Origin of the sequence: 'Fragaria x ananassa' phyllody phytoplasma, from assembly GCF_018274325.1 — a bacterium.
Taxonomy (GTDB): domain Bacteria; phylum Bacillota_I; class Bacilli_A; order Acholeplasmatales; family Acholeplasmataceae; genus Phytoplasma.
The window spans coordinates 20,706-44,704 of record NZ_JAGVRH010000003.1 but is presented as its reverse complement, the minus strand read 5'-3'; the positions used below and the strand labels follow the sequence as shown (position 1 = coordinate 44,704).

Annotated in this window: 18 protein-coding genes, 6 tRNA genes and 3 rRNA genes; all 27 read right to left on the bottom strand. The window is 30.1% G+C overall.

Features of this window, described 5'->3' with window-relative positions; genetic code table 11:
• Window positions 1-175 precede the first annotated feature (175 nt).
• The 27 genes from rlmB to trxA all read right to left on the bottom strand — a co-directional run bounded on the left by rlmB (window position 176) and on the right by trxA (window position 23,938).
• On the bottom strand, window positions 176-874 hold the full coding sequence (gene rlmB / locus J8J04_RS01425) for a 23S rRNA (guanosine(2251)-2'-O)-methyltransferase RlmB (RefSeq protein WP_212331242.1): 699 nt from the start codon (window positions 872-874) through the stop codon (window positions 176-178).
• A 15-nt stretch (window positions 875-889) separates the two neighbouring features.
• Complete coding sequence (locus tag J8J04_RS01420; RefSeq protein ID WP_212331240.1) at window positions 890-3,277, bottom strand: HAD-IC family P-type ATPase; 2,388 nt, start codon at window positions 3,275-3,277, stop codon at window positions 890-892.
• Window positions 3,278-3,396: 119 nt separating this feature from the next.
• The gene (locus J8J04_RS01415) at window positions 3,397-5,535 is read right to left on the bottom strand and encodes a polyribonucleotide nucleotidyltransferase (protein WP_212331238.1); all 2,139 of its coding nucleotides are present in this window, start codon (window positions 5,533-5,535) and stop codon (window positions 3,397-3,399) included.
• A 284-nt stretch (window positions 5,536-5,819) separates the two neighbouring features.
• Window positions 5,820-5,896: transfer RNA gene (locus J8J04_RS01410), tRNA-Asn, on the bottom strand.
• Between the two features lie 12 nt (window positions 5,897-5,908).
• A tRNA-Val gene (locus J8J04_RS01405) sits at window positions 5,909-5,984 on the bottom strand.
• A 42-nt stretch (window positions 5,985-6,026) separates the two neighbouring features.
• Window positions 6,027-6,133 (bottom strand): 5S ribosomal RNA (gene rrf, locus J8J04_RS01400).
• A 32-nt stretch (window positions 6,134-6,165) separates the two neighbouring features.
• Window positions 6,166-9,015: ribosomal RNA gene (locus J8J04_RS01395) — 23S ribosomal RNA — on the bottom strand.
• Between the two features lie 57 nt (window positions 9,016-9,072).
• Window positions 9,073-9,149: transfer RNA gene (locus tag J8J04_RS01390), tRNA-Ile, on the bottom strand.
• Between the two features lie 66 nt (window positions 9,150-9,215).
• Window positions 9,216-10,748, bottom strand: a 16S ribosomal RNA gene (locus J8J04_RS01385).
• The 16S, 23S and 5S rRNA genes sit together here with 4 tRNA genes alongside, the layout of an rRNA operon.
• 110 nt (window positions 10,749-10,858) lie before the next feature.
• A tRNA-Tyr gene (locus J8J04_RS01380) sits at window positions 10,859-10,942 on the bottom strand.
• Between the two features lie 181 nt (window positions 10,943-11,123).
• Window positions 11,124-12,590 (bottom strand): YidC/Oxa1 family membrane protein insertase, encoded by a 1,467-nt coding sequence (locus J8J04_RS01375; RefSeq protein WP_212331237.1) that lies wholly within the window; start codon window positions 12,588-12,590, stop codon window positions 11,124-11,126.
• Between the two features lie 18 nt (window positions 12,591-12,608).
• Window positions 12,609-12,956, bottom strand: a complete 348-nt coding sequence (rnpA, locus tag J8J04_RS01370) for a ribonuclease P protein component (protein WP_212331235.1) — start codon at window positions 12,954-12,956, stop codon at window positions 12,609-12,611.
• Window positions 12,957-13,113: 157 nt separating this feature from the next.
• A complete protein-coding gene (gene rpmH, locus J8J04_RS01365; RefSeq protein WP_212331233.1) occupies window positions 13,114-13,248 on the bottom strand; it encodes a 50S ribosomal protein L34 in 135 nt (44 codons plus the stop codon).
• 144 nt (window positions 13,249-13,392) lie between these two features.
• A complete protein-coding gene (proS, locus tag J8J04_RS01360; protein WP_212331230.1) occupies window positions 13,393-14,817 on the bottom strand; it encodes a proline--tRNA ligase in 1,425 nt (474 codons plus the stop codon).
• A 230-nt stretch (window positions 14,818-15,047) separates the two neighbouring features.
• Window positions 15,048-15,139 (bottom strand) — tRNA-Ser (locus J8J04_RS01355).
• Window positions 15,140-15,240: 101 nt separating this feature from the next.
• Window positions 15,241-15,314, bottom strand: a tRNA-Cys gene (locus J8J04_RS01350).
• 14 nt (window positions 15,315-15,328) lie between these two features.
• Window positions 15,329-16,597 (bottom strand): aminopeptidase P family protein, encoded by a 1,269-nt coding sequence (locus tag J8J04_RS01345; RefSeq protein ID WP_212331227.1) that lies wholly within the window; start codon window positions 16,595-16,597, stop codon window positions 15,329-15,331.
• A 122-nt stretch (window positions 16,598-16,719) separates the two neighbouring features.
• A complete protein-coding gene (rpmG, locus tag J8J04_RS01340; protein ID WP_212331225.1) occupies window positions 16,720-16,869 on the bottom strand; it encodes a 50S ribosomal protein L33 in 150 nt (49 codons plus the stop codon).
• A gap of 74 nt (window positions 16,870-16,943) precedes the next feature.
• Window positions 16,944-17,906, bottom strand: coding sequence for a hypothetical protein (locus tag J8J04_RS01335; protein ID WP_212331221.1), 963 nt, complete (start codon window positions 17,904-17,906; stop codon window positions 16,944-16,946).
• 70 nt (window positions 17,907-17,976) lie between these two features.
• A complete protein-coding gene (locus J8J04_RS01330) occupies window positions 17,977-18,186 on the bottom strand; it encodes a hypothetical protein (RefSeq protein ID WP_308705523.1) in 210 nt (69 codons plus the stop codon).
• A 144-nt stretch (window positions 18,187-18,330) separates the two neighbouring features.
• Entirely contained in the window at window positions 18,331-18,615 is a 285-nt protein-coding gene (locus J8J04_RS01325; RefSeq protein WP_212331218.1) for an HU family DNA-binding protein, read from the bottom strand.
• Between the two features lie 106 nt (window positions 18,616-18,721).
• Window positions 18,722-19,711 (bottom strand): NAD(P)H-dependent glycerol-3-phosphate dehydrogenase, encoded by a 990-nt coding sequence (locus tag J8J04_RS01320; RefSeq protein ID WP_212331215.1) that lies wholly within the window; start codon window positions 19,709-19,711, stop codon window positions 18,722-18,724.
• A 134-nt stretch (window positions 19,712-19,845) separates the two neighbouring features.
• Window positions 19,846-21,195: a ribosome biogenesis GTPase Der gene (der, locus tag J8J04_RS01315; protein WP_212331213.1), complete on the bottom strand. Its 1,350-nt coding sequence runs from the start codon at window positions 21,193-21,195 to the stop codon at window positions 19,846-19,848.
• Window positions 21,185-21,868: a (d)CMP kinase gene (gene cmk / locus J8J04_RS01310; RefSeq protein ID WP_212331200.1), complete on the bottom strand. Its 684-nt coding sequence runs from the start codon at window positions 21,866-21,868 to the stop codon at window positions 21,185-21,187. The genes der and cmk overlap by 11 nt, the downstream gene beginning before the upstream one ends.
• A 52-nt stretch (window positions 21,869-21,920) precedes the next feature.
• Window positions 21,921-22,646: a pseudouridine synthase gene (locus J8J04_RS01305; RefSeq protein ID WP_212331197.1), complete on the bottom strand. Its 726-nt coding sequence runs from the start codon at window positions 22,644-22,646 to the stop codon at window positions 21,921-21,923.
• A gap of 84 nt (window positions 22,647-22,730) precedes the next feature.
• On the bottom strand, window positions 22,731-23,582 hold the full coding sequence (gene truB, locus J8J04_RS01300) for a tRNA pseudouridine(55) synthase TruB (RefSeq protein WP_212331384.1): 852 nt from the start codon (window positions 23,580-23,582) through the stop codon (window positions 22,731-22,733).
• A gap of 32 nt (window positions 23,583-23,614) precedes the next feature.
• Entirely contained in the window at window positions 23,615-23,938 is a 324-nt protein-coding gene (gene trxA / locus J8J04_RS01295) for a thioredoxin (protein WP_212331195.1), read from the bottom strand.
• Window positions 23,939-23,999 lie beyond the last annotated feature (61 nt).

Here is a 23,999-nt window from a genome sequence, read left to right as displayed (position 1 = left end):
AAAAATACTTTTTTTTCAAAAATGAAAAATATTTAACATAATCTTTTGTAAATAATCATGATTATTCATTTATACTGAAATTAAAAAAAAATTTAATAATAAATTTGGATTAAAACTATATGAACAGGAATTGCCTAACAAAATACAAGCAATTGGGTATTGACAATTATTTTTGTTAAGTTAACAAATTCACATACATCATCAAAGCAGCAGCTACACTGACATTTAAAGAATTAATTTTACCACACATAGGAATTTTAACTAATAAATCACATTTTTGTTTTAACAAATAACGGATTCCAATTCCTTCATTGCCAACAATAATAGCCAAAGATCGATTATTAGCAATTTGATTAAAAGAATGAGTGGCGTTACCATCTGTTCCCACAATTAAAACTTGATATTTTTGTAATTTTAAAATAGTTTGGTATAAATTAGAAACTAAAAAAACTTTGATATATTCCAAAGCACCACAAGCAATTTTGGCTACCGTTGAGTTTATAGGAACTTGGTTTTTTTTGCTCATGATAACTCCATTAAAACCACAAGCTTCAACAGTTCTTAAAATAGCACCTAAATTATGAGGATCATTAATAGCATCTAAAATCAAAAAACGTTGTTTTTGATTAAAATCTAAATAGCTATCTAAATCATAAAACTGATAATTTTGAACTTTAGCCGCTACCCCTTGATGATTTTTTTGTTTTGTTAAATCATATAAATATTTTTTATCAACTAATTGATACATGATTTTCCTTTTTTGTAAAAAAGATATCAACAAAGGATCTTTTAATTTTTGATCAAGGTATAATTGATAAATTTTTCTACTAGCTAAAATAGCTTCTTTGATAGTATTTTTACCATAAATAATCATATAAATCTTTCTTTGTTATCTTATCTTTTTTTGAGATTCTTTCCAAAAATAAGAAATTAATAAAGATAAAATAAAAATAACAACTAATAATATTATTTCAAGTGGATTCAAGGAAATAAAAACTTTAAATACGCTTAAAATATTAGAAAAAAACAAACAAAAAGCTAACATAACTATCAATAAAACTCTTTTAGCTAAATTAAAAGGTTTACAAACCAAAGCTAAAACTGTAAATAAAATTAAAGTAGAAGCTAAAATAGAATAATTAGCAATTATCCTTAAATCATCTACGGTTGCTTCTTGATTGATACATACTTTATGAATATAAATAAAACAATAACTAACAAAAGATAAAATAGCATAAGGAAGAGCTTTCTTGAGGTTTTTAATCCAAAAACGGCCACTAATAATTTGATGATTTTTTTCAAAAGATAACAAAAGTGAAGGAATGCCAATTACCCAATAATCCATAATAAACTGTAATTTTAAAGGATCAAATGGGAAATAACAAGGTTGGCAAAAAATATTAAAAACAATAACAGCTAAGGCTAACAAAAAAGCAATAATGGTCTTAGTAAAAAATAAAACCGAAATTTTATCTAAATTATTAATAATCCTTCTTCCTTCAAAAACTACTTGCGGCATCGAAGCGAAATTAGAATCCATTAAAACTAAATTCGAAATATTTCGCGTAGCTTGACTACCAGAAGCCATAGCAATAGAAAGATCGGCCTCTTTTAAAGCTAAAATATCATTAATACCATCACCTGTCATAGCTACTTTTTGACCCATTTTTTTTAAATTTTGAATCAATATTTTTTTTTGTTGAGGAGAAGTACGACCAAAAACATCATATTGTGTTGCTATCTTAGCAACTTTCTCATCTGTCATACCTTCTAAACTAATTGCTTTATGATAACCATTAATACCTACTCTTTTAGCTATTTGAGATACAGTTAAATAATTATCCCCCGAAATCACTTTAACAACAACATCGTTTTTTTGAAAAAAATCAATAGTGGAAGGAGCGTCTTTTTTAATATTATCTTCAATAACAATTAAAGCCAAAGGAATACGCTTAAAATCATCTAAACTTTTATCAGTCATAGGATCATTTGATGGAATAATATTATTGACTACTTGAGCAAACAAAAGAACTCGATGACCTAATTTAACTTGAGTTTCAAAATCTTGTTGAATTAAAGAAAAATTATTTTTAAGAATAAACTCAGGAGCTCCCAAAAAATAAGTACCTAAACCATCGAACTTAACAACACTATATTTTCTCACACTAGAAAAGGGAATATTTTGTTTAGGTAGAAACAAATCAGTTATTTGACCAAATTTATTCATTAAAGCATCACGAGTATGATTAGAAATGGATTCAGCCTTTAAAAAGGAAGCTATTAATTTTTCAAAAGGAAAATGTTTTGGATAATAAGGAATAATGGTTTTTACTTGCATCGTTCCATCAGTAATAGTTCCTGTTTTATCCAAACATAAAGTGTTGATTTGAGCCAACATTTCAATACCAAATAAATTTTGAGCATAAGCTTTTTGTTTTGCTAAATTGATAAAACCAACAGCTAAATTAATATTAGTTAGTAAAAATAAACCTAAAGGAAGCATTGCTATCATCATGCCACATAAACCGAGCCAAAATTGGTCGTTTTTGAGAATAGAATTATGTGGCGAACGACCAAAAATAGTTAAAATAACAACAAACAAAGTTAAAAAGACCATAATAATTTGAATTAATAAAAATAAACTTTTCATCAAAGGAGTTTTTGGTTGTTTATATTTTTTCGCCGCTTGAGTGATTTTTTCAATATATATATCTTTTCCCACTGCCACAATTTCAGCTAAACATTGTCCGGAAACAACATAACTACCGGAGTATAAAAAGTCACCTTCTCTTTTAACTATTAATTTTGTTTCCCCGGTTAAAAGTGATTCATTGACTTCAATAACTCCCCTCTTAACTTTAGCATCAACTGTGATTTGTTGTCCGGTTTCAAGTAATAAAACATCTTCTAAAACCAAATCAGTAACAGCAACAGTTATTTTTTGACCATTCCTAATAACTTGAGAAGAATTTTTCAACAACAAAGATACTTGATCTAGAGTTTTTTTAGCCTTAATTTCTTGAAAAATACTAATTAACATATTAGTTAAAGATACCAATAAAAAAAACAAATGTGCGTATTTTTTAATAGAAATAATTATGATTGTCACAATTAAAATTAATAAAGTTAAGGAGTTAAAACAATTGCTCCATAAAATATCTTTTAAATTACGAGAATTTTTTCGAAAAACAACATTAATTTGCCCTAAAGCTTTTTTTTGATCTACTTGCTGATTAGTTAATCCAGTAATATCTGATTTATTTAAAAATTCATTCATATAGGGATACCATACTTTTCATAATTAATATTTAAATGATTATTCAATTAAACAATTCATATTAAAAAAACTAAATTTTATCTTTATTTTTAAATTTTTTTAAAATGATTTGAAATACATTATTTTTTTGATAAAAATAAAAAATCAATCCTTCCTCGTTCATTGATTTTAATACATTTAACTAATACTTTTTCATCTATTTTTAAAATATCGGTGATTTTTTGAGATTTAATTTGATTTGAATGAATTAATCCTTCAATTCCTTGAAAAATTTGAGCAACAGCCCCTAAAATTTTACCGTATTTATCAGTTAAAAAACGTAAAATAGTAGCTTGGTAAGAATTACCAACTTTAATTTCTTGTATTAAGTTTTCAATAAAAGAAATTGTTTTATCAACCATTGCTAAATCAGAATGCATCACAAAAACACGACCATCTTGTTCAATATCAATTTTAACTCCATTGTTGTCCTCAATAATTTGATTAATAATTTTGCCACCAGTTCCGATAACATCACGGATTTTTTCTGGTCTTATTTGAATCATCTTGACTTTAGGAGAATATTTGGAAATTTCTACACGAGGTGATGAGATAATATTATTCATATGTTCTAAAATATGAAGACGACCTTTTTTAGCATGAAATAAAGATTCTTTTAAAATTTTTTCCGAAATTCCTTGAATTTTAAGATCCATTTGTAAAGCTGTAATTCCTTGGGAACTTCCTGCTATTTTTAAATCCATATCGCCAATATGATCTTCAAGACCTTGAATATCAGTTAAAATAGTATATTCATTGGTTTTTTGATCAAAGCATAATCCTATAGAAATACCAGAAACTGCTTTTTTCAAAGGAACTCCTGCAGCCATCAAAGCCATAGAAGTAGCACAAACAGTAGCTTGAGAAGAAGAACCGTTTGATTCCAAAATTTCAGAAACAACTCTAATAGTGTAAGGGAAATCTTTTTCCTGAGGTAAAAAAGGAAGAATAGCTTTTTCAGCTAAAACACCATGACCAATTTCTCTTCTGCTAGGGGCAGCATAACGGCCAATAGCACCAACAGCAAAAGGAGGAAAGTTATAATGAAGCATAAAACGCTTGTTTTGTTCATCGTTTAAACCATCCATAATTTTACTTTCAGATAAAGAACCTAAAGTGACGACCGCTAAACTTTGAGTTTTTCCTCGAGTAAATAAAGCAGAACCATGAGTCCTTGGAAGTAAATCAATTTGTGAACCCAATTCCCTAATTTCTTCTAAATCTCTTTGATCAGGTCTTTTTTTTTCTTTAATGATGTAATTTCGAATTTCTTGTTTAAATAATTTTTGAGATAAAGTTTCTATGGTTTGCAAATATTTTTTTTGAGCCTCAAAATCAAAAAAAGTAACCTCTTGAATAGTTTTAAAAAAAGGTTTTTGGCGAGCTTTTTCCAAAATTTCTTCTTTTAAAAGTTGTAAATGGTTTTTTTCTGTTCGATCAGAAAATTTTAAAACAGCTTCTTTGGTTTTAGGTTGATATTCTAGAATAAAATCTTTTTCTAAAGTTAAATCAATTGAATTACAATTATTTAAGTTTTTAGTTTTACCGATTTCTTTTTTAATGTTTTCTTGAAATAAACATAATTTTTTTATATGTTGATGAGCAAAAGAAATTGCTTCTAAAAAAACTTCTTCAGAAACTTCATTAGCGTGAGCTTCAATCATAATAATATTCTTTTTAGTTCCTGCCACCATTAAATGCAAAGAGGAATTTGATGATTGTTGCAAAGTAGGGTTGATTATTAATTGATTATCGATTTTTCCAACATAAACTCCAGATACAGGTTCAAAAAAGGGGATTTCAGAAATCAATAAAGAAAGAGAACTGCCTATAATAGAAGCTAACTCGCTTTTAAAATCAGGATCACTACTTAAAACCATGTTAATAACTTGAATTTCTTGTTTAAAACTTGCGGGAAATAATGGTCTCAAGGAGCGATCAATTAAACGCGAAGTTAAAACTTCATGATCATTTAAACGACCTTCTCTTCTTAAAAAGCTACCAGGAATTTTTCCAGCAGCATAAAATTTTTCTTGATAAATAACAGTTAAAGGGAGGAAATCAAAATTATTTAAACAATGACTAAAAACAGTAGTTGTTAAAACCACTGTATCTTGAAAATGCACTAAAACAGAAGTATCAACACTGCGAGCGTAAGTGTCTATTTCAACTTTAAAAGAATTTTTTAAATCAGTATTTTCAAAAACTTTCTTTAACACTTTCATTGCTCCTTTAATTAATTTTTTGGTTGTTTTTTTAATAATTATAAAAATAAAAAGCTAGAATTTGAATTCATTTCAACAAACTAGCTTATTTGAATTATCTAATTATTTAAATTTTAAGCGATATTTAATGAAAAAATCAATTTAAAATTGTTTTTAAAAAATATAAAAAAATTTTATTACAAAAAAAACAATAAAAAATAATTGTAATGTAGTAGTTTAAATATTTTTGAAATAAATACTCATTTAAAAAATAATTTCAAAAGTAAAAATTAATAAAATGGCGCCCACGCTAGGACTCGAACCTAGGACCCTCTGATTAACAGTCAGATGCTCTAACCAACTGAGCTACGTAGGCGGTTAAAATTTATGGTAGAGGATGAGGGGCTCGAACCCCCGACATTCTGCTTGTAAGGCAGACGCTCTCCCAACTGAGCTAATCCTCTTTTAGGAGTTTGAATTTAATGACGGAAAATAATTAAAACAAACCTTGGCACTCCCTATCTTCGCTCGTTAAAACTATTGTCAGTACTAAGGACTTAACTGCTGTGTTCGGGATGGGAACAGGTGTAGCCCCTTAGTTTTATGCACCAAGGATCTTTCAAAACTAGATAAACGGGTTAAAAAAAATCAAAGTCAATGGATCTATTAGTACTAGTCAGCTGAAAAGATCACTCTTCTTACACCTCTAGCCTATCAACCTGATCGTCTTTCAGGGATCTCATAGGGAAATCTCATCTTAAGGGAGGCTTCACACTTAGATGCTTTCAGTATTTATCCCTTCTATACATAGCTACTCAGCTGTGGCTCTGGCGAACCAACTGAAACACCAGCGGTATATCCATCCCGGTCTTCTCATACTAGGGACAGTTCCTTTCAAATTTCCAACGCCCACGACGGATAGAGACCGAACTGTCTCACGACGTTCTGAACCCAGCTCGCGTTCCGCTTTAATGGGCGAACAGACCAACCCTTGGAACCTTCTCCAGCTCCAGGATGCGATGAGCCGACATCGAGGTGCCAAACCGCTTCGTCGCTGTGAACGCTTGGAAGCGATAAGCCTGTTATCCCCAGGGTAGCTTTTATCCGTTGAGTCACGGCCCTTCCATTCGGTACCGTAAGATCACTAAGTCCGACTTTCGTCCCTGCTCGACTTGTCAGTCTCGCAGTCAAGCTCCCTTATGCCTTTATGCTCTACAAATGATTTCCAACCATTTTGAGGGAACCTTCGAACGCCTCCGTTACTCTTTAGGAGGCGACCGCCCCAGTCAAACTGCCCACCAAACACTGTCCCTCACAATCTACTTGTGCAGGTTAGAAACTAAAAATAACAAGGGTGGTATCCCAAGGATGACTCCCAAAAAACTAGCGTTTTTTGATCATAGTCTCCCACCTATCCTGTACATCCTATTTCCAATTTCAATATTAAGTTGCAGTAAAGCTCCATGGGGTCTTTTCGTCCTGTCGCGGGTAACCGGCATTTTCACCGGTAATTTGATTTCACCGAGGCTCTTGTTGAGACAGCGCCCAAATCGTTATGCCTTTCGTGCGGGTCGGAACTTACCCGACAAGGAATTTCGCTACCTTAGGACCGTTATAGTTACGGCCGCCGTTTACTGGGACTTCAATTCAATGCTTCGTTACCTGACATCTCCTTTTAATCTTCCAGCACCGGGCAGGCATCAGCCCTTATACATCACCTTGCGGTTTAGCAAAGACCTATGTTTTTGATAAACAGTCGCTTGGGCCTATTCTCTGCGGCTTTTAATTTTAATAAAAGCTCTCCTTATCCCGAAGTTACGGAGTCATTTTGCCGAGTTCCTTAACAAGAGTTTGCTCGCGCGTCTTAGTATACTCTACCTTCCCACCTGTGTCGGTTTACGGTACGGGTAGTTAACCAATTAACCCTAGAAGCTTTTCTTGAAAGCATGACATCAATCACTTTACTTTTAAACCTCATCTTTAAATGAACAAACGGATTTGCCTATCTGCTCAGACTTAGTTTTTCTACCCCAATCCAATCAGGGGCGTGTTTAGCCTTCTTTGTCCCTCCATCAGTTGATTAACTAGTACAGGAATCTCAGCCTGCTTGCCATCGGCTACGGACTTCTCCCTCACCTTAGGACCCGACTAACCCAGGGAGGACGAACCTGGCCCTGGAAACCTTGGGTTTTTGACGGATAGGATTCTCACCTATCTTTTCGTTACTTACACCGGCATTCTCACTTCTGACCTCTCCACCACTGCTTCCGCTATGGCTTCACTGATGTCAGAACGCTTCCCCTACCATTGAAATAACTATAAATAGTTATTCTAATCCGTAGCTTCGGTATGATGTTTTAGCCCCGGTACATTTTCGGCGCAGAGTCATTCGACTAGTGAGCTATTACGCACTCTTTAAAGGATGGCTGCTTCTAAGCCAACCTCCTAGTTGTTTTAACGTCTTCACTTCCTTTGCCACTTAACATCAATTTGGGGACCTTAGCTGACGGTCTGGGCTCTTTCCCTTTTGACCATGGACCTTATCACCCACAGTCTGACTGCTGATTTTATTTGATAACATTCGGAGTTTGATTGAATTCGGTACCCCGAGGTGGAGCCCTTACTCATTCAGTGCTCTACCTTCATCAAATAACCAAATCAACGCTAGCCCTAAAGCTATTTCGGGGAGAACCAGCTATCTCTGAGTTCGATTGGAATTTCACCCCTAGCCACAAGTCATCCAAACACTTTTCAACGTGTCCTGGTTCGGTCCTCCATTTAGTTTTACCTAAATTTCAACCTGCTCATAGCTAGCTCACTTCAGTTTCGGGTCTATGACATGCAACTAAAACGCCCTTTTAAGACTCGCTTTCGCTACGGCTCCGTTCCTTCAAACTTAACCTTGCTCCACATCATAACTCGCCGGTTCATTCTGCAAAAGGCAAGCCATCACACTTTAACGTGCTTTGACTAATTGTAAGCACACAGTTTCAGGATCTATTTCACTCCCCTTTCGGGGTTCTTTTCACCTTTCCCTCACGGTACTAGTTCACTATCGGTCACTAAGTAGTATTTAGCCTTAGGAGATGGTCCTCCCACCTTCCGACAAGATTTCTCGTGTCTCGCCGTACTTATTGATACCCTAGATTTTAACTTGCGTTTACGGGACTGTCACCCACTATGGTGCTTCTTTCCAAAAGCTTCTACTTCATTAAAACTTTGTAACTAGAAATGGTATCAGGCTATTCCGGGTTCGCTCGTCACTACTACCAGAATCGTTATTACTTTCTTTTCCTGCAGTTACTTAGATATTTCAGTTCACTGCGTTTCCTTCCTCTTGCGAGGATGTTACATCTTCAATGTAACAGGTTATCCCATTCGGATACCCACGGATCTCCACTTATTTACAGCTTCCCGTGGAGTTTCGCCGTTAATTGCGTCCTTCATCGGCTCTTAGTGCCAAGGCATCCACTGTGCGCCCTTAATTCCTTTGATTTTTTTAACCTTAGTTTATCTACTTTTCAAAGAGCTTTTTTAAGATATGACCTATTTTGGTGGGCCTAAATGGACTTGAACCACCGACCTCACGCTTATCAGGCGTGTGCTCTAACCAACTGAGCTATAGGCCCTAATCTTAAAAAATGAAAAACTTTTTTTAAGTTTCTCAAAACTGAAGATGATAATTTTTTCCTTAGAAAGGAGGTGATCCATCCCCACCTTCCGGTAGGGATACCTTGTTACGACTTAACCCCAATCATCGACCCTACCTTAGACGGCTCCCTCTTGATTGCTCAAGTTAGGCCACCGGCTTTGGGTATTGCCAACTTTCGTGGTTTGACGGGCGGTGTGTACAAACCCCGAGAACGTATTCACCGCGACATGCTGATTCGCGATTACTAGCGATTCCAACTTCATGAAGTCGAGTTGCAGACTTCAATCCGAACTGAGACTGTTTTTTTGAGATTTGCCAAAAACTTGCGCTTCAGCTACCCTTTGTAACAGCCATTGTATCACGTTTGTAGCCCAGGTCATAAGGGGCATGATGATTTGACGTCATCCCCACCTTCCTCCAATTTATCACTGGCAGTCTTGCTAAAGTCCCCAACTTAATGATGGCAATTAACAACAAGGGTTGCGCTCGTTGCGGGACTTAACCCAACATCTCACGACACGAGCTGACGACAACCATGCACCACCTGTACAACTGATAACCTCCACTGTATTTCTACAGCTTTGCAGAAGCATGTCAAGACCTGGTGAGGTTTTTCGGGTATCTTCGAATTAAACAACATGATCCACCGCTTGTGCGGAGTCCCGTCAATTCCTTTAAGTTTCATACTTGCGTACGTACTACTCAGGCGGAGTACTTAATGTGTTAACTTCGACACTGGTTTAACCCAACATCTAGTACTCATCGTTTACAGCGTGGACTACCAGGGTATCTAATCCTGTTTGCTCCCCACGCTTTCGTGCCTCAGCGTCAGTTAAGACCCAGCAAGCCGCCTTCGCTCATGGTGTTCCTCCATATATTTACGCATTTTACCACTACACATGGAATTCCACTTGCCTCTATCCAACTCTAGTCAAACAGTTTTTATAGCATCACAATGTTAAGCATTGCACTTAGACCATAAACTTATTAAACCGCCTACGCACCCTTTACGCCCAATAATTCCGGATAACGCTTGCCCCCTATGTATTACCGCGGCTGCTGGCACATAGTTAGCCGGGGCTTATTCATTAAGTACCGTCATAATGGTTTTTCCACCATCTTTTCTTCCTTAATAAAAGAACTTTACGTACCGAAATACTTCATCGTTCACGCGGCGTTGCTCGGTCAGAGTTTCCTCCATTGCCGAAAATTCCCTACTGCTGCCTCCCGTAGGAGTTTGGACCGTGTCTCAGTTCCAATGTGGCCGTTCAGCCTCTCAGCCCGGCTACACATCATCGTCTTGGTAGGCCTTTACCCTACCAACTAACTAATGTGACGCAAGCCCTTCCTTAAGCATACCTATTACTAGGTCTTTTAAAAATAAGAAGATGCCTTCTTATCTCCTATCCAGTCTTAGCAGTTGTTTCCAACTGTTATCCTCGTCTTAAGGGCAGATTACTTACGTGTTACTCACCCGTTCGCCACTAAAATTTAATTGCTTAAATTCCCGTTCGACTTGCATGTATTAGGCACGCCGCCAGCGTTAATCCTGAGCCAGGATCAAACTCTTCGTATATTATTACTATTACTTTTAAATTAAACTAGTTAATTTAAGAAATTTAAGAAATGAAATTAAAAATTTATAAGTATCATCTTCAGTTTTCAAAGATTAAAAAAGAATTTTAATGGTGAAGGGAGATGGATTCGAACCATCGTACCTTACGGAACAGTTTTACAGACTGCTGCGTTTAACCACTTCGCTATCCCTCCAAAATTAAAAATGTAAAATTTATTTACCTAATTTATTATAACACAGACAAAAGAAAAAAGCAATTTTTTTAAAATTTAATTTAAAAATAAATATTTAGTGAAAATAGAAGACTATTCATCTTTGGTAAAAAATATTATCAAATACAATATTTGCCTATTTTTAAGATAGTGATGCAAAAAATTAAATAGTTTTGTTTTTCAATTCCCAATATTTTTTTCCAATTTTTTTTTGAGTAATTAAAGTTTGAAAAATGGTATAAGTGTTTCCAACAATCCAATATAAAGATAAAACTGTATTAGAACGAGAGAAAAAAACCATCATTAAAATCATAATCCAACTTGTAATTTTCATTGTTTTTTCTGACTGTTTAGTTTTTATTTTTTGTTCTAAAGTTAAATGATGTGTAGAAGTTTTTAAATACTCAGGTTTTTTAAAACTTATCTTATTTAAAATAAACATTGTCGTCCCCACTAAAAAAGATAACAAAATAACAATAAAAATATTATTAGATTTATTAGGATCTAAACTAATAAATCCTAAAAAACGTTTGTCAATTAAAGCGGTAGTTTTAAAAATTCCTCCCTGAATTAAAAAACGACGTAAAGTTTGATTAATAGCAATAAATAAAGGTAGTTGTAAAAAGGAGACTAAAAAACCCCAAAAACTAAAATTATTCTTACGATAAACTTTTAAAATCTCTAACTGCATTTTTTGAGCAGAAGCAGGATCTTTTTTTAAAGTATATTTTTGTTTCACTTTTTCAATTTCAGGTTGTAATAAATTCATATTCATGCTAAAAGTACTAGTTTTAGTATAAATAGGCCAAGTTAGGGTACGAATAACAATAGTGGTTAATACAATACCAAGTCCCAGGTTTCCAAAAAACAAGCCACCATCACCAATATTGGTTAAAAAAGTTGAGAAAAAATATAATAGAAAACTAATAGAAATGATTAAAACATTCCACAAATAACCAAAAAGACTCCAATCCAATCTAGAAGGCCATTGAATTGGCAGAGAAGAATTGGTAATGCAAGTGTTTATTGTTGTTGTTTTTGATGACGAATTGGATAATTGAAGTTTTACGCTAGAAAGAGAATCATTGGAAATATTATTAAAGTTTTTTTGAGATTCCTTTGATAATGTAATTTTTGTAATCGGATTCTTGCCATCATCATTCAATGTTAAACAATTATTAATTTCATTCAAAAATTCTTTATCAGTAATGTATTCACAATTAGTACCAGCAGGAATAGTCCAAAAAGCATACATAATTTCAATTTTTTTTGCTTTTAATTTATCTTCATCTAAATTTTGTAATTTATCTTGTTTAAACAATAAATTTAATTTTTCATCATCTATTTCATCTTCAATAACTGGTTGCGGTTTAGAAAGCAATCTGAAAAAATATTTTTCATTTCGTTTTCTTTCAACCCATTGATCATAAACTGCTTTTTCATCTATTTTAACTTCTTTATATTTGCGATCAACAACATAAATAACAAAGTGATCATTACCAATGGTAACTTTTTGTAAAACTTTAATATTTAAAGCTTTTTTTGGCAAAAAAAGCCAAATACCTATAACCAATAAAGTAATTATTAAAAAAAAAGAATTTTTTTTAAGAATACTATTTTTAACATCCATATTTTTTAATCCTTTATTTTAATTATTAAAAAGCAACAAGTTAATTTTTAAAGCAAATTGTGCAAATAAATTTTTTAATTGCTGAAAATTTAAACCCTTAGCTTGAGGTTGAATAACGATTACAAAAAACATTTCTGGATTCAAATTAAGAGAATAATTAGCGATAATTGATCGGAAACGCCTTTTAATTAAATTTCTTTGATAAGCTTTACCATATTTTTTACCAACACTCAAAGCAAATTTAAAATGAGAAGTAGTTTTTTGCAAAACATAATGAATAATAAAACAAAAATTACCATGTCTTTTTTTAGATTTAAAAACAGATGTAACTTCACTTTTTTTTTTAAGAATATATTTTCTTTTCATCTTCTTAAATAACCTTAAAACTCTTCAACTTCTATGTTTATAATTCAAACTAAACAAAAAAAAATATTTACAGTCTTTTTTCTTAAAAAAAGATAAATCAAAAGGTACCAAAAAACAGTATGTCTTATAATGTTTGATTTGTTCCATTCCTTAACATTTAAACAGTTAATTGAACACGACCTTTGGCTCTCCTACGCGCAAGCACTTTACAACCGCCAACAGTTGCCATTCTTGCTCGAAAACCATGAGTTCTTTTTCTTTTGATTTTACTAGGTTGATATGTTCGTTTCATAAAAAAACCTCTCTTCTATTCAAACACACTTTCATAATTATAACTTTTTTATTGTTAAATGTCAATATCCAAAATATTATTTACAAAAAGTAAATATAATTGTCATGAATTCATAAAAAACCTAAAAACATAATAATTAGATTTTTAATAAGCTCTAGCAAATAAAATAGTTTGCAAGGCTTTTTGATGTGTTACCGGACAATTAGCAGTAATTAAGGGGGTTTCTAAAATAACTCTTGCAATAGCCCCAGTTTCTGTTTTAATACGTATTTCAGCTTCAGTTCCTGCAATACTCATCGCAACATAACCCCCTTTTTGAAGATGTGTTTTAAATTCTTCATAAGTAAATGCTTGATGACGGTTAGCTTCTAAATGTTGCAAGGCTTTTTGATACATATTATCATGAATTGTTTGTAGTAATTGAGGTATTTCTTCTTTCAAAGTTGAAATTTTAATATTACGTTTATTAAAATTATATCTTTGAAAAAAAGTGATTTCTTCTTTCATTAAATCATGTTTACCAATTTCAATTCTCAAAGGAACTCCTTTAAGTTCATACTGACTGAATTTCCAACCAGGAGTTTTATTTTGCAAATCCAAATGAACGCGATAATCTTGTTTTAATAAGTTAAATATTTGATGGGCAGTTTGTTGTACCAATTCTTCTTGAGGATGCAAAGGAATGATAATAATTTGTATCGGAGCAATATAAGGAGGCAACACTAAACCTTCATCATCACTGTGAACCATAATTAAAGCACCTATTAAACGAGTTGAAATACCCCAAGAAGTTTGATGCACGTATTTATTTTGATGATCTTGATCTTGAAATTTAATTTGAAAGGGTTTAGCAAAATTAGTTCCTAAATAATGTGAAGTACCTGATTGTAAAGCTTGGCCATCATACATTAAAGCTTCAATAGAATAAGTAATTAAAGCCCCAGCAAATTTTTCATTTTCGGTTTTTCGACCACAAATAAAAGGAATAGCTAAAAGTTCTTTACCTAATTTTTGATACAGTTGAATAATATTTAAGGTCTGTTGGATAGCTTCTTGTTTGGTAGCATGAATAGTATGTCCTTCCTGCCATAAAAATTCTTTACCACGCAAAAAGGGTTTAGTGCTTTTTTCCCATCTTAAAACATTACACCATTGATTATATAACTTTGGCAAATCACGATAAGAATTAACAGTTTTAGCATAATATTGAGAAAATAAAACTTCTGATGTTGGTCTAATAACTATTTTTTCAGATAATTCTTTGTGACCAATAGTAGTAATAACCGCTATTTCAGGAGAAAAACCCTCAATATGTTCTTTTTCTTTTTGAAAAAGGTTTTCCGAAAAAACTAAAGGGAAATAAACATTTTGATGCCCTGTTTTTTGTAACTCATTATTCATATATTTTTGAATATTTTCCCATAAAGAATAACCATAAGGAAGATAAATTATAAACCCTTTAACGTCTGAATATGCTATTAATTCAGTTTTTAGGCAAATATCTGTATACCACTTTCCGAAATCAGATAAGCGTGAGGTAACTTTTGCAACCCGTTTTATTGTTTTCATTTTAAGATTACCTTTGTATAGTTATTGAAAAAAAATAACTATTTTTAAAATTAAATATAAAGTTTGCAGTTTGAAATTTCAACTATTCAGTTAAATGTAGGTGAAAACAAAAAAGGTTAATAACTAAAAAAATATAATTCAAAAATAAATATTTAAATAAAATCCAAATAAAAAGATAATTTTATTTAAATATTTATTTTTTAAACCAACACAACAAACTTTAAAAAAAATGGCGGAGCAGAAGGGATTCGAACCCTTGAACCGATTTCTCGGACTACGTCCTTAGCAGGGACGCCTCTTATAGCCACTTGAGTACTACTCCTTAAATATACAAGTTTTTAAAATATTTTAAAATGAAAATCAAAGAAACATTAAAGAAAGTAAAAAAATAAAATCCAAAAAAGATAAAAATAAAAAAGAAAGTGGAGGCCCCGAACGGATTTGAACCGTTGATCAAGCTTTTGCAGAGCCATGCCTTACCACTTGGCTACAGGGCCAAAAAAATAAAAAACTAATTATTGCAAATAGTTTTCATAAGAACTTCAATTTCGTTAATTTCTTTAGGAATTTTTTGAGATAAATTAATAGCCCCGTCTTTGGTCACCAAAAGATTATCTTCAATCCTAATGCCAATATTTAATTTTTTCAAATATAATCCTGGTTCAATAGTAATAATACTATTTTCCCCGATAATATCAGAATAATTACACACATCATGAATATCTAAACCTAAATGATGAGCTAAACCGTGATAACAATAGTGATTAATGCTTTGACCATCTTCTAAAAGAGATAACTCTTTTAAACCTTGAGTTAAAATAGCTTTACCATGTTGATTTAATTGAGCAAAAGTATGTTCTGGTTTTACAAAAGCAATCAATTCTTTATTGGCTTTTAAAACCAAATTATAAAGTTTTTTTTGCAAAGAAGTAAAAACTCCACTAACAGGATAACAACGAGTAATATCAGATGAATAATGATTATAAGTAACTCCTGAATCCAACAATAAGAGATCATTAGATTGTAATTGTGAATGATTACGTTCATAATGCAAAATTAAGGCATTCTTACCAGAAGCGGCAATAGTTTGAAAAGCATTATTAGTGCGTTTATTTTCCAAAAAATAATGAAATAAAGCAGTTACTTGATATTCATACATAGGTAGTTTAATTTTAGTTAATAAATAACTTAAAGCTTGTTGGTGAATATGAATAGCCTTCTTAATTTGTTCTTGCTCGTAATTGCTTTTACTTTGGCGCAAAGATGATAACAAAGGAGAACTATTATAAATTTTTAAAAAAGGATATAAAGATAATAATTTTTGTGAGTATTGTGAAGGCCAACTAACTTCTTGCTCCAAAGAAATATTTTGTCTTGATAAATCAAAATAAATACTATCCAAAGAAGTAACAACGGCACTTCTCAAAGGATTAATTGTTTGCAACAAAAAGGAAGAAAAAGATTCTATTTGATGAAGATGAAATATATTAATTTGCGATATTTGTGAAGCATCAGCAAAACTTAAAACATCACCATCCCATAACATTTTATAAGAATTACTGGCTTCTAAAAATAAATAAGTTTTATGACTATGTAAAGTTTTAACAATTAATAAAATGACATTATCCTGATTAATTCCTGTTAAATAATAAAAGTTATGATTAACTGCAAAAGGAAAATATTGATCAGCACTTTTAATAATTTTTTTACCAGAATAAAATAAAGCTAAGGTATTAGGTTTCATTTTCTTAATAAAATTATTTCGATTTTGTAAAAACATAAAACCATGAATCCTTTTTTTTACATTTGCTGTTATTACAAATATAAATATTTTATAGCTGCAATATCCAAAAGAAAAACATCAATGAAACTTTTTTCACAAATCAATAAAAATCAAAAAAATTATTTTTTTTCTCGATGTAAAGTATGTGTTCTTGTAAAAAAACAATATTTTTTCAATTCTAAACGTACAGAGGTTCTTTTTTTATTTTTATCAGTATAATAATTTTCTCTTTTGCAATCTGTACAAATCAATTTTACTAAATCACGCATCTTCGATTATATTCTCCTAACTATTAAATCAATATAAACTTATTATATCAAATTTTACTTCTAAATGAATAAAATTATGATGATTTTTGTAATTTAAAATGATATTTAGTGCCCGACATTCTTCTTTTCATATACAAAAGGATAAATGTCATTATAAAAATTGGTACAAAAAGCACAATAAAAATAACCAAAACACGTTCATATCCACCATAACAAAAACGATATTGTTTTTTTCGTTGCGAAACATCATTTTTTTTGAGTTTACCTGCTTCATCTTTTTTTTGATTTTCAAATTTTTGATCAGGGTAAAAAGGGGAAAAAAACCAATAAGGAAAATGTTTAAAAGGATCGATTTTAGCATCTTGTTGAGAAGTAACAATCGGTTGATCTTTTTTAAATTTATTTAAATATGGTTTAATAGCACAATAACCAAATAAACTAAAAAATAACATGTAAAGGAAGGGATGAACCCAAGCAATCCATATTTTGTAATAAGAAATAGCAAAGATATTAACTTTAAAATAAAAATAAACAAAAATTAAAGGTATTAAAGTATGTTGTAAATGTGAAAGAAAATAAGAAAGTTTAAGTTTAAATGTAGTTAAATGTTGAAATTGATTAATAACAATATGAAAAATCAACCCTGTCATTAAAATACTAATCAAACAAGCAAAAACTAAATAATGATACCACTTTTGATAACGAAATTTAGTGAAAAATAAAATATAAACCAATAAAACAAATAAATTACTTTGATAAGTGAAATAAAAAATCATTTTAATCAAGGTATTATGATTAGGATACCAACCGCGGCTATAATCTAAAACTCCGCCTTCCTTATATGTAGGACATTGGTATTTATTATACCAATATGATTTATTGTTTTCACAAGCATTTTGATAATCAACGATAAAAGAAAAAATCATAACAAAAATAGCTAACATTAAAAAAAAGAAAACAATATTAGTGTTTTTAAAATAATTACAAATAAATATTATCTTTTTAATTTTTTGTTTAATTTGTGGTTTAATTTTCATATCACGACCTTTGATATTTAAAAAATTATTTTTAAAAATAATCGGTATTAAAATTTAATTTAGCAAAAATTTAATATTTTCTTTGATGTTTAACAATAATAGGTTTAATCAAATTGTCTTCTAAAGCTTGAGGAAAAGGATATTTTTCTTCACGCATTCTTTTAAATAATAAATAAATAAAGCCTCTTTGAAAATCAATACGAGTAATAACTGCTATTTCTTTTTCATTTTCAACTCTTGCTGTTTGTCCTATTAAATTAGTTTTAGGAAAGTTTTTCACTATCAGTAATACCTACTTTCTTTTAGAACAAATTTCTTGACCAAAAAAAAGATCAAGAATGAAAAAATATAATAAAAAAAACAAACTAAAAAAAGTTTGTTTTTTTGATTAAAAAATTACTCACAAAAACTAACGATAATTTTTTTAGGAAATAAAAATATCTTTAAAAATTTTGCTAAATTTAAAAACAGGAACTTTTTTAGCTGGAATGTCAATAGGTTTACCAGTTCTAGGATTTTTACCTTGACGCGCACTTCTTGATTTCACTTCAAAAGTACCAAAACCAGTTAAAGTAACTTTTTCTTCTTCTTCAAAAGATTTCATACTTTCTGCAATTACGTCAACAAAACTAGTAAGTAATTTGTCAGCATCTTTTTGACTAATGCCATTTTTTTCAGCTAATTTTTTTAAAAATTCTAACTTACTCATTTTTTGCTTCCTTTCTTTTAAATTACGTACTTATTATAACATCAAAAAAATATTTTACAAAAAAAAACAAATAATTTTTTCAAATAATAATCAATTTTAAAATTTTTTAACAATCATTTTTAAAAGGTCTTTGCATCAATTCATTAACAACCAATTCAAAAGCTTTATTTTCAAAAATCAAAGCATATGCTGATTGAATAAGGGATAAATTTAAATGATTTTGTAATTGCAACTGATAAAAAGCTTGTAAACTTTGAAAACCTTCAATAATTTGAGAAGAATTAGCCATAATCTGTTGATAAGTTTTACCTGAACCAATTTTAATACCAGCAGTAAAATTTCTCGAATACGAACTAAAAGCAGTGACAATTAAATCACCTAAACCAGGTAACCCCAAAACTGTTTGAGGATTACCGTGATAAAAAGAAACTAAACGGGACATTTCTAAAATACCACGACTCATCAAAGCTGCTTGAGAATTGATACCAAACTTTTTAGCAACCAAAATACCATTAATCAATCCTAACACGTTTTTAAAAGAACTACAAATTTCATTGCCCACCAAATCCACAGAAATATAAATTTTTAAATATTGCGGATTGGAAAAAATTTTTTGAATATCGGCGGCAAAAGAGAGATTATTCGAAGATGCTGTCAAAAGAGTTAATTTTCTTAAAATAACTTCTTCAGCATGCGAAGGACCCATTAAAGAAGCATAATTTTTAAGCAAAGAAGCAGGAATAACTTGAGTCACAATTTGCGAAACACGTAAAAAAGTAAGTGGTTCGATTCCTTTTGACACATTAATAAAAGCTTTAGGAGTTTTAATTAATAAAGCTACTTTTTGCAATACTTGTCGCATTACTTTAATAGGAACAGCAAGAATCAATAAATCAGAATATAATAATGCTTCTGAAAGATTAGCAACAGCTTTAATATTTTTCAAAGGAACATCAAAAAGAGGATGTTTCCCTTGGTTTATTTTATTAATATAATCACAATTAAGATCATAAACTAAAACTTGATGACAATTATCAGTTAGTACTTGAGCTAAAGTAGCACCCCAAGCACCACTTCCAATAATAGTAATTTTCATAATTCCCAAAAACCTTTCTTGAAAATAAAAATATAGACAATTAGCAAACAAAAAATATAAACAAGCTAATAACCAAAATAATAAAAGATAAAGGAATATTAATAACCAAAATGAAAAAAGGAGTAAAAATTAAATTATTTTTTTTTATGAAAAAACAGTTTAATAGGAGTTCCTATTAAATTAAGACTTTGACGAAATTGATTCTTCAAAAACCTTTCATAAGAAAAATGAATATATTTAGGATTATTCACAAAACATAAAAACTCAGGAGCCTTACTTTTGGTTTGTACAATATATTGAAACTTAGCTTTACCTTGATTAAAAAAAGTTGGAGGAGTAATCAAAACAGCTTCTTGCAAAATATTATTTAATTGATTAGTACTAAAAACACTTTGATAATTCTGAAACACTAATTTTAAATTCATAAATATTTGCTGCACTCGATTAACTTTTAAAGCCGATAAAAAAACAATAGGAGCATATGATAAAAACTGGAATTTTTGTCTAACCTGTTGTTCAAATTGTTTCATCGTATTAGTATCTTTGGAAATTAAATCCCACTTATTAACAATAATTAAACATGCTTTATGATTTTTTAAAATAAAACCAGCAATATTTTTATCTTGTTCTAAAATACCTACCTGAGCATCGATAATTAAGCAAGCAATATCTGAATTAGCTAAAGAACTTAAAGCTCTTAAAACACTATATTTATCTTCTTGCTCATATATTTTACCTCTTTTTTTAATCCCTGCAGTATCAATAATTTGATATTTTTGCCCTTCATTTTCAAAAAAAGTATCAACAGAATCAGTAGTGGTTCCTTCCAAATCAGAAACTACCATTCTTTGAGAAGTTAAAATAGCATTAGTAAGAGTTGATTTACCAACATTAGGTCTCCCAATAACACAAAACTTAATAATATTATCAGATGTACTTTTTAGTTTAGTTGATATAGAAGTTTGTTCACTTAAAGGAATTAAAGGGGGAGTTTTGTAACAATACCCAACAATATGATCTAAAAGGTCGCCAATACCAATTCCATGATGAACACTAACAGGAAAAGGAGCATCAAAACCCAAAGCATAAAATTCATAAATATTAGATAATAAAGCTTGATTGTCAATTTTATTAACAACTACAAACACAGGTTTTTGACTTTTATACAAAATTTTAGCTAAAAAATGATCACTTTGGGTTAAACCAGTTTGACCATCAACTACAAAAAGAATAACATTGGCTTCATCTAAAGCTAATTGAGTTTGTTGTTTAATTTGCTCTAAAAAAGGAATATCTTTAATTTCAATCCCACCGGTATCAATAACATCAAATGTTTGTGTCAACCATGTTGCTTGAGCATAAATACGATCACGAGTAATACCTGGTTTATGATGAGTAATAGCTTGTCTTTTACCAACAAAACGATTAAAAAGACTAGATTTACCAACATTAGGACGCCCTAAAATAGCTATTTTAAAAGACATAAGAAACTTTTTGAGAGATTCTTTTTTTAATCAAAGAAGTTATTTTTAAAACTACTTCATCAACTGATAATTCAGTAGTATCTAATAAAACAGCATCATTAGCTCTTATTAAAGGAGATAAATGACGATGGTAATCTTGATGATCACGCTCTTTTAATTGTTCAATAATATCTTGTATTTCCATAATTTTACCTTTTTTCAGGAATTCTTCTTGTTTCCTTAAAGCTCTTTTAGTAATGTTGGCAGTCAAAAAAATTTTTAAATTCGCATCAGGAATAATAACGGTTCCTATGTCTCTGCCATCCATAATTAAATAAGGAGTTTTAGTACAAATTTCTTTTTGCAACACTAATAATTTATTTCTAACCGCAAGAATAGATGCTATGGAAGATACTTTTTTTTCAACATCTAAAGTTTTAATTTTTAAAGAAACATCTTGTTGATTTAAAAAAATTTTATTATCATAATAAGAAATATCCATTTTTAACAAAGCTTGTTGTAATAATTTTTCATTTTTCAATGAAATTTTATTTTCTAACAAATACAAAGTCAAGGCACGAAACATAGCCCCTGTATCAATATGATCCCAACCTAATTTATAAGATAATTTTTGACTAATAGTGCTTTTACCAGCTCCTGCAGGACCATCAATTGCTAATTTAAAACTTTGCATATCAAACACTTACTCCTTATATAATCAACCTTTTCAAAAATTGTTTAAAAAATCAATTAGTCAAAACCTTTAATTTCTTAATTTCATGAATCTTTAAAGAGCGATAAGCGCCCATTGTTAACCCGTCAATAGTTAAAAAAGCATAACGATAACGTTTTAACTTTAAAACTTGATACCCTAAAGATGCTATCATTTTACGAATTTGTCGATTTTTCCCTTCAGTAATAACTATTTTTAACCAAGTTGATGATTTCGAAAAATGACAGTTTTTCAAAAGACATACCTCTTGAGCAATAGCTAAATAATTATTATCAATCATAATTCCTTTTTTAAAAACCAAAAGATCTTTTTTAGATAAAAAAACATTAATTTTAACATGATATTCTTTAGGAACAGCAAAACAAGGATGAGTTAACTTTTGAGTCAAATTACCATCATTAGTAATTAAAAGTAAACCTGTAGTATTAAAATCTAAACGCCCTACAGGATATAATCTTTGGTTTTTAGCTTCTGTTAACAAATCTAAAACAGTTAATCTTTTTTTATTATCTTTGGCTGTGGAAAGATAACCCATTGGTTTATTAAGTAAATAATAATAAAAAGCAGTTTTAACAATAGGGGTATTATCTAAAGTAATAACATCAGAAGAAGATACTTTAATACCTAATTGGTCCACTATTTGATTATTAACTTTGACTTTTTTTTGCAAAATTAAAGCTTCCGCTTTTCTTCTTGAAGCAACACCTGCTGCAGCTAAAACTTTTTGTAATCTCTCCATAAAAAATACCTAAAACCTTCTTTTGTTTGCACAAAACAAACACTTAAACTAATTTAAAAATTTATTGTAACAAGTAATCAAAAATTAAAAAAAATAACGCGGATAATATTTATTTTTTTCCAAAACATCATAATAAGCAATAAAATTGTTGTTACTATCTTTTACTATAAAAGGTTTTTTTGTAATATGTTGTCTTTGATCTAAATAAACACCATTTTTAACTAATTTAATCAAATAATCATTTAAAACTATTTGATCACAATTTTTAAATAAAAAAGTATCTGGAATACAATCATTTACTGTTAACTGTTCCAAAGTCTTAGCATTTTTTAATAAATAAGATCCAATAGCAACCCGTTGTAAAGATGAAAGAGCTCCATAAGTATCCATTTTTAAAGCTATATCTTGGGCTAAACTACGAATATAAGTTCCTTTAGAAACACATGTTAAAAAAGATATTTGATTATGATAAAGAGATGATGTAACTTCTAAATGATGAATAGTCACTTTTTTGAAAGGAAGTGCAATAATTTTATTTTGCCGTGCTAAATGATACATTTTTTGACCATTAACTTTAATAGCTGAAAACATCGGAGGAATTTGATAATATGTTTGTTGATGAAAAGCTTTAAAAGATTCTTTAAGTAAATTTTCATTAATAACAACATTTTTTTTATCAATCAACTTACCTGTAACATCTAAAGTATCATATTGTTGATTAAAAAGAAAGGTTCCTTGATAAGTTTTACAAAGTTGATCAAACAAAAAAGTTAATTTAGTGGCTTTACCAACGCAAACAATTAAAAGACCAGAAGCCAAAGGATCTAAAGTTCCTGTATGTCCTACTTTATTAACTTGAAATTTTTTTTTAATACAACAAACTACATCATGCGAAGTTAAATTGGTATCTTTATAAACCAAAAAAATACCATTAATTTGACTAATAGCGGGATTCGAAGCAAAGACCATTATTGATGTGTGTTTAAAAAAACTAATAACGATTCTTTGTCTAAAGAGCCCACTTGTCTTACTAATTCTTTTTTATTTTTGTATAAAATTAAAGTAGGGAAACTAGAAATTTGATGTTCTAACGTTAATTTCCTATAATCATCAATGTCTACTTTCAAAAAAAGAACTTCTTTTTGTAAAACCGCTACTTCTTCTAAAATAGGAGCTAACTTTTGACATGGAGGGCACCAAGTAGCAAAAAAGTCAACAAGAACTAATTCTTTTTGATGAAGCAATTCATTGAAATTTTCTCCTTGATAATTAATAACGTGATTTATTGGCATTTTATAAACTCCTTTTTTTATATACTACAATTTATTATAACTGAAAAAAACAATAAATTAA

What these genes read in the sequence shown, in the direction of transcription:
- rlmB (WP_212331242.1), bottom strand. Translation starts at nt 874, where the DNA reads ATGATTATTTATGGTAAAAATACTATCAAAGAAGCTATTTTAGCTAGT.
- J8J04_RS01420 (WP_212331240.1), bottom strand. Translation starts at nt 3,277, where the DNA reads ATGAATGAATTTTTAAATAAATCAGATATTACTGGATTAACTAATCAG.
- J8J04_RS01375 (WP_212331237.1), bottom strand. Translation starts at nt 12,590, where the DNA reads ATGGATGTTAAAAATAGTATTCTTAAAAAAAATTCTTTTTTTTTAATA.
- rnpA (WP_212331235.1), bottom strand. Translation starts at nt 12,956, where the DNA reads ATGAAAAGAAAATATATTCTTAAAAAAAAAAGTGAAGTTACATCTGTT.
- rpmH (WP_212331233.1), bottom strand. Translation starts at nt 13,248, where the DNA reads ATGAAACGAACATATCAACCTAGTAAAATCAAAAGAAAAAGAACTCAT.
- proS (WP_212331230.1), bottom strand. Translation starts at nt 14,817, where the DNA reads ATGAAAACAATAAAACGGGTTGCAAAAGTTACCTCACGCTTATCTGAT.
- J8J04_RS01345 (WP_212331227.1), bottom strand. Translation starts at nt 16,597, where the DNA reads ATGTTTTTACAAAATCGAAATAATTTTATTAAGAAAATGAAACCTAAT.
- rpmG (WP_212331225.1), bottom strand. Translation starts at nt 16,869, where the DNA reads ATGCGTGATTTAGTAAAATTGATTTGTACAGATTGCAAAAGAGAAAAT.
- J8J04_RS01335 (WP_212331221.1), bottom strand. Translation starts at nt 17,906, where the DNA reads ATGAAAATTAAACCACAAATTAAACAAAAAATTAAAAAGATAATATTT.
- J8J04_RS01325 (WP_212331218.1), bottom strand. Translation starts at nt 18,615, where the DNA reads ATGAGTAAGTTAGAATTTTTAAAAAAATTAGCTGAAAAAAATGGCATT.
- J8J04_RS01320 (WP_212331215.1), bottom strand. Translation starts at nt 19,711, where the DNA reads ATGAAAATTACTATTATTGGAAGTGGTGCTTGGGGTGCTACTTTAGCT.
- der (WP_212331213.1), bottom strand. Translation starts at nt 21,195, where the DNA reads ATGTCTTTTAAAATAGCTATTTTAGGGCGTCCTAATGTTGGTAAATCT.
- cmk (WP_212331200.1), bottom strand. Translation starts at nt 21,868, where the DNA reads ATGCAAAGTTTTAAATTAGCAATTGATGGTCCTGCAGGAGCTGGTAAA.
- J8J04_RS01305 (WP_212331197.1), bottom strand. Translation starts at nt 22,646, where the DNA reads ATGGAGAGATTACAAAAAGTTTTAGCTGCAGCAGGTGTTGCTTCAAGA.
- trxA (WP_212331195.1), bottom strand. Translation starts at nt 23,938, where the DNA reads ATGCCAATAAATCACGTTATTAATTATCAAGGAGAAAATTTCAATGAA.